The 9,910-nt window shown below is 31.9% G+C and carries 7 protein-coding genes; 3 read left to right on the forward strand and 4 right to left on the reverse strand.

What is annotated here, in order from left to right; genetic code table 11:
- Positions 1 to 127: 127 nt before the first annotated feature.
- Entirely contained in the window at positions 128 to 1,519 is a 1,392-nt protein-coding gene (locus tag A2255_04490) for a hypothetical protein (protein ID OGI21102.1), read from the forward strand.
- A 1,088-nt stretch (positions 1,520 to 2,607) separates the two neighbouring features.
- Here A2255_04490 and A2255_04495 read toward each other — a convergent pair.
- Together A2255_04495 and A2255_04500 are read right to left on the reverse strand one after the other, a co-directional pair.
- A complete protein-coding gene (locus tag A2255_04495) occupies positions 2,608 to 3,606 on the reverse strand; it encodes a hypothetical protein (protein ID OGI21103.1) in 999 nt (332 codons plus the stop codon).
- A gap of 150 nt (positions 3,607 to 3,756) precedes the next feature.
- Positions 3,757 to 4,344: a hypothetical protein gene (locus A2255_04500; protein ID OGI21104.1), complete on the reverse strand. Its 588-nt coding sequence runs from the start codon at positions 4,342 to 4,344 to the stop codon at positions 3,757 to 3,759.
- Between the two features lie 413 nt (positions 4,345 to 4,757).
- Here A2255_04500 and A2255_04505 point away from each other — a divergent pair, with 413 nt between their 5' ends.
- Positions 4,758 to 5,603, forward strand: a complete 846-nt coding sequence (locus A2255_04505) for a hypothetical protein (protein ID OGI21105.1) — start codon at positions 4,758 to 4,760, stop codon at positions 5,601 to 5,603.
- Positions 5,604 to 5,763: 160 nt separating this feature from the next.
- Here A2255_04505 and A2255_04510 read toward each other — a convergent pair whose 3' ends face one another.
- Positions 5,764 to 6,372: a hypothetical protein gene (locus A2255_04510; protein OGI21106.1), complete on the reverse strand. Its 609-nt coding sequence runs from the start codon at positions 6,370 to 6,372 to the stop codon at positions 5,764 to 5,766.
- 260 nt (positions 6,373 to 6,632) lie between these two features.
- The gene (locus tag A2255_04515; protein OGI21107.1) at positions 6,633 to 8,186 is read right to left on the reverse strand and encodes a hypothetical protein; all 1,554 of its coding nucleotides are present in this window, start codon (positions 8,184 to 8,186) and stop codon (positions 6,633 to 6,635) included.
- 207 nt (positions 8,187 to 8,393) lie between these two features.
- On the opposite strand from A2255_04515, the gene A2255_04520 reads away from it, so the two are divergent.
- On the forward strand, positions 8,394 to 9,872 hold the full coding sequence (locus tag A2255_04520; GenBank protein OGI21108.1) for a pyridoxal-dependent decarboxylase: 1,479 nt from the start codon (positions 8,394 to 8,396) through the stop codon (positions 9,870 to 9,872).
- Positions 9,873 to 9,910: the final 38 nt, after the last annotated feature.

The raw sequence follows: 9,910 nt of genomic DNA on the forward strand, positions 1-9,910 counted from the left end.
TTTTATTGGTATAGAATCATAAAAAATTAACTTTAGTTAAGAAGTAATGATTTTATAGCAATTAATTTTATGCTAGTCTTTTTAAAAATATGTGTTGATAGAGACCGGGCAGAAGAGAAAATTATTGATGAAAAAATCCAGACTCACCTTGTATATTTTTACAGGTTTAATTTTAGGAATCTTGGTAGGGTGGTTATTTCCGACTTTTGGAGCTTCACTAAAACCTTTAGCAGATGTTTTTCTTAGAATGATAAAAATGATTATAGCTCCATTAATACTTTCAACTCTTATAGTTGGAATAGCTGGCCATGGAAACTTTAAGAGTCTTGGAAAGACAAGTGTAAAAACATTAGTTTATTTTGAAATAGTTACTACTTTAGCACTTATAATAGGACTTGCTACCGCAAATTATTTCCAGGTGGGTTCAGGAGTAGAATTAAACGTATCAGCCGCAAGTATGCAAGAAGTTTCAAATATTGCAGCAACAAAAACACATACCACATTTGCTGATACATTCACTCATATAGTTCCTACCAGTATTATTGATGCAATGGCAAGAGGAGATTTATTACAAGTAGTCTTTTTCTCAATATTCTTTGCAATTGCCCTTGCTTCAATAGGCGATAAAGGTCGACCCATCCTAAATGCTTTTTCTTGCTTAGCAGAAATAATGTTTAAGTTTACTGAAATCGTAATGATGTTTGCTCCAATCGGGGTATTTGCAGCTATTGCAGCTACAATTGGACATAATGGGATACAAATACTTGGAGTTTACGCCAAATTAATATTTGCAACCTATCTTGCCCTGACTTTATTTGTAATTTCTGTTCTTGTAATTGCATGTAAACTTGTAAAAATACCTTTCCTTAATATGGTAAAAGCCCTAAGAGCTCCTGCTATATTGGCATTTTCAACTGCCAGCAGTGAAGCAGCCTTACCAAAAGCTATGGAAATAATGGAAAAATTTGGCGCACCAAGGAAAATAGTCAGCTTTGTAATGCCAATGGGCTATACTTTTAATTTAGACGGAAGTACCTTATATTTATCCTTAGCAACCATGTTTATAGCTCAAGCTTCAGGTATTGAATTATCTTTAACTCAACAAATAATGATAATGCTAACTCTTATGCTTACAAGTAAAGGTATAGCGGGTGTTCCCAGAGTATCCCTTGTAATCCTAACAGGTACATTAGTTAGCTTTAATATACCGATAGAAGGCGTGGCAATTCTTCTTGGTATTGATCAAATTCTTGATATGGGAAGAACAACTGTTAACTTAATCGGAAATTGTGTTGCTACAGCTGTTATAGCTCGCTGGGAAAAATGCTTTGACTATAAAAAAATGAACTTATTTATAAAACAAGATCAAACCCCAGTTTCAGTTACTTCTCCTTCATTTAGACCGCCTGTCAAAGATTTGGGATCCCGTTCCTCACAAGTTAAAAATGGTATTAATGAAGCTAAAAAGAAGTATTATTATACTAAGAAGCCTGAAGAAACTGTAGTTGCAGATAAATAATAAACTTAAAGAGAAATATATGTGTGACTTTTTAAGCTTATAGAAGAATCTTGTTTAACTTAGAGCCTGCCCTACTAAAAATTCTTTTACTCTCTTATAATGCTTTTAAACACCATTTAATTCTTAAGAAAAGCCTTCACTAAATCTGGTTAACCCTAGAAAATACTAACTGGTGGTAAGATTTGTAAATAATATGTTAAAAGCAATCCCTGTCATTGCGAGGGCTTTAGCCCGTGGCAATCTGTATAATACACTATTTAAAAATTAACATTAAAGTTGTACATTGGTAAGATCCTCACGTCGCTTCGCTCCTCAGGATGACAATGCGTGTTACTGGAATGATTGATGACTTGGAAAAGTGACTATGTCACTCAGGATGACAGTGTGTATTATTCCAGTCTTAATTATGTGCGTTAGCACCGACGGAGAAAATTTACCTCCCTGAAATAATATTTTTCACTATTTTAACCTTTCAAATTTTGTGTAGTCGAGCATTAAGGACGCAATAAAAAATACTTACGCATTTTTTATTGCTCGATTATTTGCTGGTTACAGGAATGAGCTTGCACAGCTCCCGCTTCGCACAGGAAGCAGGCTACAAAAATACTTATGGATTTTGATGAAAAATCCATAAGTATTTTTTACACTGTCCTTAGTTGCTCAAACAGGCAAAATCCGGAATATTTTCAGCAATAAGTTTAATGATTGACATTATAAAATAATTCTGGTATACTAATACCAGAATACAAGAATAAACTTAATTGCTTGTAAATACCAGTCTAATACTTAATTAATAGTCTATATAACTCTAACATAAGGAGAATTAAAATGAAAAACTTAAAATATGCTTATAATGAAGTGCTTCAAGAGAGAGAATGCGATTTGAATGCAGTTTGCAGCAAAGACCAACCAGTATATTCACTAAGAGAAGTAACTATATTTGGATTAGAAGTTCTATCTAAATATAAAAGTGAGTTTATAAAACAACCATCCTAACTCCCCAAAATCAACTTTCTCGAATTCTCAACACAATCTAAGCGCTAAATAAATAATTTGGCGCTTTTTATTTATTATTTAAAATACAAGAACTATACAGACAATAATAAACTAGCTTCTGTAGGCCATAACAAGCTTTCTAAATAATCCACAATTCTCGCTTCTAATCTTACATTAAACATTTGATTAATCTCTTTAATGAAGAAGCAAGGACTGGTAACATTAATCTCTATTATTTTGTTGTCAATCACATCTAATCCAACCATGAAAAGACCATTTTGAAGTAATTTCGGAGCAATTATATTACCCATTTCTCTTTCTTCATCAGTTAAATACCCTTTTTTCAAATATTCATCATTGTGGGTATTAAACTTAAAGTCTCCTTTACCTGACACCTTTATTATTGCTTCCTCAAAAACATTCCCACCTATTATAATAACCCTTTTATCACCATTCTTAGCTCCAGCGAGATATTCTTGAGCCATTACAACCGTTGTACCATTATTAGTAACAAGGTCAAGAATAGAATTAGTGTTTTTATCCCCTTTTTTGAGATAAAAAACTCCTTTTCCAAAGCATTTATTTAAAGGTTTTACGATTATCTCTTCTCTTTCATCAAGATAATCCTTGATTAAACTTATATTTGAGGTGGTTATATTATCAGGAACCAGTTCAGGAAAATTGTTAATATAAAGTTTCTCATTTGCTTTTCTTATCCCGGCTGGATTATTAACAATAATTGTTTTTGCAGCATCAACGAAATTTAAAATATAAGTAGAGAAAATATAATCCATATCTACAGGAGGATCAGGCCTAAAGAGGATCATATCGAAATCATTAAGCCTGGCAAGAACTTCTTTATTGCCATATGTTAGCTCAATATTATCATTTGAAGTGCTTAATTTTGTCTTATAGACAAATGCTTCAGGAATGTTTCCGTTTAAAGATAACTTATCAGCAGTCGTTATAAATACTTCCTGGTTTCTTAAGTTGCATTCTTTAATTAACCAGAAAGATGTTACCAACTGGTTAAATTCAAAGTATTTAAGTTCAATTTTGTCTATAACGAATAATATTTTATAGTCATTCATTTTAGTTTATTTTGTCACTATACCTATTTAAAACTTATTTTTGTCAAATATTCAATTTATATTATAGCTCAAAGATTCTACTTTGTTATTTGTGAATAATAAAATCTCCTACACAAGTTCGCAGGAGATTTTATCTTAGTTAATAAATATTTAATTATTTCCGCAGATTAAGCCCTCTTTTCCAAGAACCTCAACCCCATAAGCCTGATAATGAACAGGTTTAACTTCTTGAGGAAGGATTTGAAATTTATTGCATACTTTATAATCAACATCACATAAGGCTAAATACTCAGAACTTGTCACTCCAGGATAATTAGGCCAGCTTAAGCCTCCTTTTTGACAAATTTCTCCAATAGATAAATCTTCAATATGACCACAACCATAGCCAAGATTATATTTTTCATAAAAATCTAAAACCGGAATTGATAATTCAAAAGGAAAAACGAAATATTGTTTAGCAGAATCCCTTTTCTGCATTTGAAGCCAGGCATCATAATCATATTTTCTGACTCCGTCATATACAAAATGACTTTCATAAATAAACCATTTATTTGAATCTGTATTCCACACAAAGCTAAAAACATGTGTAGCAAACTCATTTTCTTTGGGCTTATTATGAGAAAATATTTTTTGTGCATCTCTCTTGCATATAGCCTGAATCTTCTTTGCTACCTTGTTTGTTCCTACTTCATAGCCCACATATGTTTTTGTTGGATCCAGCTTAGTAATATCAATCATTATTGTATCCCCCATAGTAATATCATTATAATTATATTATGTGTGTCAAATTATGGATATCACTAAATTTTTCTTTAAATAACTTGAATTGCTAATTAATTTTAGCCAAAATTCTCAAAAACCCACCCCTGCCACCCTAAAGGTGGATAAAGCCCTTTATCAAATCTATATAATTTTATTTGCTAAAAAATGAAGAAAATACTAAAAATAATGATATTTTTACATAATTATCAAGCCAAAATACAACTATTGAAATATCATTGAAATTTCAAGCAGTTACATATACAATTATATCAAGCATTTTATTGATTTAGTAATTCAGGTTAACTAAGAAAAATTATATTACCAGTTAATGTAATTTTTCTTTGGTTTTACTTAAATTAGATAGTCTATAATCAATGAGAAAGAAAAATATGGCTGAAGATAAACAATTAATATTTGAACAAAAAGAAAAATTAACAGAAAAAATATTTATGTGTTCCCCTAATTACTATGCCATTGATTATGAAATAAATCCCTGGATGAAATTAGGGACTGAAAGCAGCAATAAATATGCTTTTGAAAAATGGACTGAATTTAAAAATTTATTAATAAATAATCTCGGCGTAGAAATTTTGACAATGGAACCACAGCCAGGATTGCCTGATATTACTTTTACGGCTAATGCTGCTCTTATCTACAAAAATCGTGCCGTAATTAGCAGATTCAGATACAAAGAAAGACAACGGGAAGAAACATTTTTTGCTGAATGGTTTAGAAAAACTGGGTTTATTGTAGAATTTTTACCTGAAAATATCTGTTTTGAAGGCGCAGGAGATGCTTTGTTTTCAGGAGATACCTTATATGCCGGCTATGTCCCTAGAAGCGATAAAGATGCTTATCCATATATTTCGAAATTATTAGACATTAGAGTCGTTCCCTTTGAATTAATTGATTCAAGATTTTACCATTTAGATACTTGTTTTTGCCCGTTAACAGATGGGTATTTGATGTATTATCCCGGAGCTTTTAATGAATATGATAATAAAATCATAGAAAATGAGTTTCCGGAAGAAAAAAGAATACCTGTAACAGAGGAAGAAGCTGTTAAATTCAGCTGTAACGCTGTATGTATAGATAAATCCATAATTATGAACCATTCTACAGAAAGATTAAAAGATAAACTTAATGAAGAAGGGTTTGAAACCCACGAAATAGACTTCAGTGAGTTTATTAAAGCTGGTGGATCAGCTAAATGTCTGACTTTAAAGCTGTTGTGATTATTGAATAGGATAAATTTATGAAAATGAAAATCAAACAATTTCTTGCTTTTTTATGTCAAATTTGCCCATTTTGTATTTATGCAAGAAAATTTCCGGAACATAGATTCTCAAAACTTCTAAAAAAAGCCGAAAAGAGCTGCCCTTGCTGCAATGCTTATTATGAACTGAGACTAAAAGAACAGTAAGACTGTTTATTGATAATGTCAACTATTCCACTTTTAAAATCGTAGTATGCGCCTACAACTTTGACTTTATCATCATTTACTAGCTCAGAGATTATTATAGATGATGATTTCAAGTCATTTATAACTGTATCAACATTCTTCTTGATTGCAATATTTAGAATATCTTCCTGACTTAAATCGATTTCTCCTATATTTTGTCTGATTGTCTCAAAAACATTATCAATACAACTATCAGTCACAATATTTTTTAATGTTATGTCAACTGCAGCACAATTTTCATGCCCGAGAATCATAATCAATGGAACATTTACATACTTCACAGCATATTCAATTGAACCAATAATATGCTTGTTTAAAATATTTCCTGCTATTCTTATAACAAATAAATCTCCAAGCCCCTGATCAAATATGATTTCAGGAGGAACACGAGAATCAGAACACGTAACAACTACAGCAGAAGGCTGTTGTATTTCAACAATTTTCCTTCTATGATCAATATCTTGATTAGGGTAAATACTTCTTGATTCTACAAACCTTCTATTGCCTTCCAGTAATTCCTGTAAAGCTAAATCTGCTCTCATAATATCTTTCACCGATCATCTTAAATAAGCGTATTTTTTATATTTGTAAAATACTAACCTTAATTAATTATTTTGTAAAGAGTTTTAGCGTAAAAGAAAAGGTTTATTAAGCTTATATTAATACTTATTCACTTAAATATAAGTGATTTAACTATTTAATTTGTATATTTATGTTTGTTAAAATCTATAAAACATTTAATAGATTGGTAATCAATAGTTGAAAAACTTCTTAATTTTATTTAATAAGCTTTTCAGTGGAATTATTTTTTGTTAGAAAATAAATCAGAATCTATATCACTTAAACCTAATGACTTTCCAATAACCTGAAATATATGAGTATTATCTATAATTCTGGTTTTTGGATACCATATTCCTTCATAATTCTTAAATAAATTACTTCCACTACCCTTTGCATAAAGCGATACAAGCTCATTTGTATGATTTCCAAGACTATATTTGACTTCTTTACCTGGATACACCCATTTTCCTATGAAGCCAAGATATCTTCTCTGCTTGGGTAAACATACTTTACATAGTTTTTTAGCGTTATTTAGCCTCATATAACTGTTTGCATGATCTGCCGTAACTATTATTAAAGTATTATTCCAGTCAATATCATCACCGGGCTTGTCGATAAAATTAATTGCAGCCTTAACTGCCTCATTTAAATCCCAAACACAGCCAATCATAGACTTATAGTCATTATAATGATTAGCCCAGTCTATATCTCCTTGCTCAACCATTAGGAAAAATCCTTTATGATTCTTACCTAAAACATTTAATGCAGCAACAGTTGATTCTGCAAGACTTGGATTTTCAAGTGTTGCTCTCTTTACAATAGGACTGTCAGGAGAATGTGCAGGAATTGGCGATTCAAAGTTGCCATTTTTCCCTCCATAAAGTCCAAACAGCTTTTTATCGTGTTCAAATGCTGTATTTGAAGTATTTAATAGACCAATGGCTCCGTTTTCTCCATTTAGTCGTTCTGAAATAATATAATCATCCGACAGGAGAAGCTCTTTATATAGTTTCTTGTTTAAATATCCTTTTCTGTCAAAATTAGGATTCCCACCACCAATCACAACATCAGGCTTTGTAACTTTAATGATTTCTTCGGCTATTCCTAAACTCTTATATCCTTTTTTACCTGTATAATAATTATTTCTGTCAACATTATGACTTACAAAAGCAGCAGGAGTGGCATGATTGAACGGAACGGTTGTCACAACCCCTATAGATGCTCCGTTTTTTTCTCTTACAATTTCAGCAATTGTTCTAATTTTTGCACCATCTTCATCACCGGGTAACCATGAAATATTCCCTGTTTCTGTTTTTATACCTGTTGCAATAGCTGTAGCAGAAGCAGCTGAGTCAGTTGCCGGAACCTTAGCTGATTTATCTTCTTTATTTCTAAGAAGAGGCTTTAAAAAGTAATTATCATCAATTTTTGTTGTTTCAGGATAAGGTTTATCACCACCTAATGTAGGATTGTAGCCAATTAAAGGGTCAAATTTCTCATAGGAAAAAGCGGGTTTCTGTAAGCTATAAGCATATCTGTTATAAGAATCCACATTCCAGGTTGATACATAAGTTTTATAGTGAAATTGATTCCATATTAATCCATTATCAATACCTGTTAAATATCTACTGGCTGCAATTTCGTGCTCTTTTTGCATTCCATCTCCTATAAACAGAATCACATTACGTGTTTTTGCATTAGGAGTTACACTTTTACTATATGCAGGAAGATTTATCAGTCCTAAAATCATTATAAGCATTGATGTAAAGTATTTGAATATTATTTTTTTAAGCATAATCAATCCTCATTACTATTAGAGATTTTTCAACTCAGTTTCTTATTATTTATCCATATTAAATTATGCAGGTTAATGAAATAAAGTTTTCGTTTTAGTATTTTTATAGCATAGTTAAATTTTAAAATTGTCGTTAGATTAAGAGTATAACAAGCAAACAAGTTTGTACATAAATACAAAGAACATATGATTAAAGGAGCTTTCTAAATGCAACCTGAAGCCAATTTAGACATAAATAAAGTATTAGAAGCTTATAACCCTGAAATATTCCGCAAACAAGGTTATCAAATAGTTGATATATTAGCTGATTATTTGAATCAGGCTATATCCAAGAATATTAAACAGTCATTACCATACTCAACTCCTGAAAAAATGCTAAAAAAATGGCCTGATAATTTCTCCACAGAACCTACCGGAAATCTGGCAGATTTGACAAAAAGAGCATTGTCACAATCAAATCACTTGCACCATCCACACTATCTGGGTCACCAGATAGCTCCCTCTTTACCGGCAGCCATTTTATGTGATATGACCTCTTCACTATTGAATAACAGCACTGCTGTTTTTGAAATGGGACCTGTAAGTACAGTTATCGAAAAAAGCTTAATCAACTGGATGGCAAAACTTGTAGGTTTTGGGACGGATTCAGATGGTTTTCTAACTTCAGGCGGCACATTAGGAAATATTACCGCTTTACTTGCAGCCAGACAAATTAAAACAGGTGTTGATGTCTGGAAAAAAGGAGTAAAAGAAGCCCCTCCTTTAGCTGTTTTTGTTTCAGAGCAAGCCCATTACAGCATAAAACGTGCCGGGCAAATAATGGGGCTTGGTGAAGAAGGTGTTGTGCTAGTCCCGGTTGATGAAAATTATTCTATGGATATAAGTGCATTAGAACGGAAGTTCCAGGAAACAATAAATACAAGAAAAAAACCTTTTGCAATAATAGCAAGTGCCTGCACAACCGCAACTGGAAGCTATGATCCTCTTGATCGTATTGCTGATTTTTGTGAAAAGCATAATTTATGGCTCCATATCGATGGGGCACACGGAGCTTCTGCTTTAATCTCAAGTAAATATCGTGACCTATTAAAAGGTGTGGAGAGAGCTGATTCTATATCGTGGGATGCACATAAAATGCTGCTCATGCCAGCTCCTATAACTGCCTTGATTTTCCGTGACGGAAATAACTCTTATGAAGCATTTTCACAAAAAGCATCTTATCTTTTTGAAAAAGGTGCTCAGAGTGAATGGTATAACCTTGCTCTTAGAACCGTGGAATGCACTAAAACAATGATGGGATTAAAGCTTTATACAAGTTTATCAGTGTATGGCACAGATTTTTTCTCTACTTACGTAACAGCAATGCACGATTTAACAAGGCAATTTGGAGAAATGATAGAAAATTCTTCTGATTTTCAGCTGGCTATGAAACCTCAAAGCAATATTATCTGTTTTAGGTACATATATGAAGGGGCAAAAGATCTGAACTTACTCCAAAGACAAATCAGGAAGAGCATTCTTAAAAATAAATCCTATTATATAGTTCAAACCAAGCTGAAAGATGACATATATTTACGCTGTACAGTTGTTAATCCATTTACTACACAAGAAGACTTAAAAGATTTACTTGATATAATAAGAAATACAGCCAAAATAAAACTTAATAACAGGACTTACGCAAAGTAAAAAATTAGCATAAAAAATCTACATCCTGATTTTTCTTT

The sequence above is a fragment of the Candidatus Melainabacteria bacterium RIFOXYA2_FULL_32_9 genome (assembly GCA_001784615.1).
Lineage (GTDB): Bacteria > Cyanobacteriota > Vampirovibrionia > Gastranaerophilales > UBA9579 > UBA9579.